This window comes from Variovorax sp. P5_A3 (genome assembly GCF_056400665.1).
Genome location: NZ_JBFUKW010000062.1, coordinates 1 through 1,688, shown reverse-complemented (window position 1 = coordinate 1,688; position 1,688 = coordinate 1). Strand labels below are relative to the sequence as shown.

Below are 1,688 nucleotides of genomic sequence, written 5' to 3'. Positions count from 1 at the left end.
GCCGTCGGCGAAGGCCAGGCTCGTCGGGCGGCCGAGCGCGTCGCGCTCGATCTGCGTGGCCTGGCCGAGCGCGTCCACGATGCGGCTGGGCAGGCCCAGGCTGTCGTACTGGGTGCTGCGCGGGCCGGTGTCGGCGCTGGCCTCGCTGGTGGCGTTGCCTTGGCTGTCACGGGCGAAGCTGGTGGCCACGCCCTTGAAGTCCTTGGCCTGGGTTACGTCGTCCAGGGCGTTCCAGGCCAGCGTGGCGGTGGCGTTCGCCGCGTTGGTGATGGCGGTCACGCGGCGCAGGCCGTCCAGCCCGTAGCGGGTGCTCTGGTTCAGGCCGTTGGTCTCGGTGATGAGTTCGCCGTTGGCGTCGTAACCGAAGCCGCTGGTCTGGTTGGGGCCGTCGGTCCTGGCGTAGACGCGGTTGATGTTGTTGATGCTGCGCACAGCCGTCCAGGCGATGGCGCCAGAGGCGTCCTTGGCCTGTTCGGCGGTGCGGTTGCCCATGCGCCTCAGTTGTTAACTTCTATGCCGGACGCCGTTGCAGTTTCTCGAGCAAAAACTCTGGTTGAAAAGCGTTGGCGGATAGCGGCACAAGAATCGACACTGATCCGGGCGCCGTCCCAGTTGCCACGACGACTTCTCTGTCGGTTCGGTCCTTCAACAGAAGGCCACACTCTGTATAGACGTCCCCATCCTCATAGATCAAGCGATCAACAGAAGCAACTTGAAAATCTGCTAACGCCGTCATCATCCATTTGACAGGATCTCTCTCTGGCTGCCCTCGCGCGAATGCAAGATTGAGGCTACCGATTTCTTGCCAACCTCCAACTCCAGTGCAAGCTGAAGAGAAGTCAACAATCCACCCACTGTCCAATACTAAGCGGAACAGCCAAGCTGTCTGGAAGTCATGAGATTCCGGCAGCCCGTAAGCCAGAACGCACGCGCCCTCAAATAATTTTCCGAAGTCCTCTGTGGGCAATCCCTCGACTTGAAAAGGCAGTACAAATTTGCCGTTCTTGAAGGCATCAGTAATGAAGGGTTTCATGCGGTTTGCTTCCGTTTGCTGGGATGTCAATGCTTGACCCGCCAGAACTGTTGCTGGGGCGTCCAAAAATTCCGTTAGGGCCGACAAGACTCCCCGGAGGAGCCTTGTCGCCAGCTTGCCAAGGGCGCGTGCCTCCCGTCAACGCATCCAAGTCTGCTCCAAAGTCCCCAGTTCCGCCGTTAGCCGGGGTCAACGGGCCGCTTGTGTGCCTTCCTCCGCCCTTGCTCCGACCTGATCGAGGGTCGCTTTGATCGCCAACCAGATCCGTCGGAAGTTGCGGAGTAGAACGCATCCAATCCGTAAGTGCACCGCATGCTCCCGCGATTGCTCCTGGCAACGTGAATGGAGGAAGCCGCAGTCCCGGAATCGGTGGCGTACCGCCCCCTGCGTAGGGTTTGTCGAGATCAATCGGCGGTGGCGGTGAAGTGTCCACGCATCCGCCCGGCACAAAACAGATTCTCAGCAACCCTGACGGGTCTGCAAAATTCAGCGCGTTTGCATCGACGTACGTGCGCCTGTTCCAACCCCCTGCAAGTCCGATCGGATCGTTCTGCGTGTAGAACCCGCCGCCCGGTGAATACGAACGGCGACCGTTGTAGTTCAGCCCGGACTCTTGATCAAAGTACTGGCCCGGGTATCGAAGGTTGAAGGTCAC

The 1,688-nt window shown here is 60.2% G+C and carries 2 protein-coding genes and 1 pseudogene; all 3 read right to left on the bottom strand.

Going from position 1 to position 1,688, the window contains the following annotated elements; all coding sequences use genetic code 11:
• Positions 1 to 492, bottom strand: a pseudogene (locus tag AC1D3B_RS36105) (hypothetical protein); the annotation flags it as partial.
• 19 nt (positions 493 to 511) lie between these two features.
• A complete protein-coding gene (locus AC1D3B_RS36100; protein ID WP_478195459.1) occupies positions 512 to 1,033 on the bottom strand; it encodes a hypothetical protein in 522 nt (173 codons plus the stop codon).
• Complete coding sequence (locus AC1D3B_RS36095; RefSeq protein ID WP_478195458.1) at positions 1,014 to 1,688, bottom strand: RHS repeat-associated core domain-containing protein; 675 nt, start codon at positions 1,686 to 1,688, stop codon at positions 1,014 to 1,016. Before AC1D3B_RS36095 ends, AC1D3B_RS36100 begins: the two co-directional genes overlap by 20 nt.

What these genes read in the sequence shown, in the direction of transcription:
- AC1D3B_RS36100 (WP_478195459.1), bottom strand. Translation starts at nt 1,033, where the DNA reads ATGAAACCCTTCATTACTGATGCCTTCAAGAACGGCAAATTTGTACTG.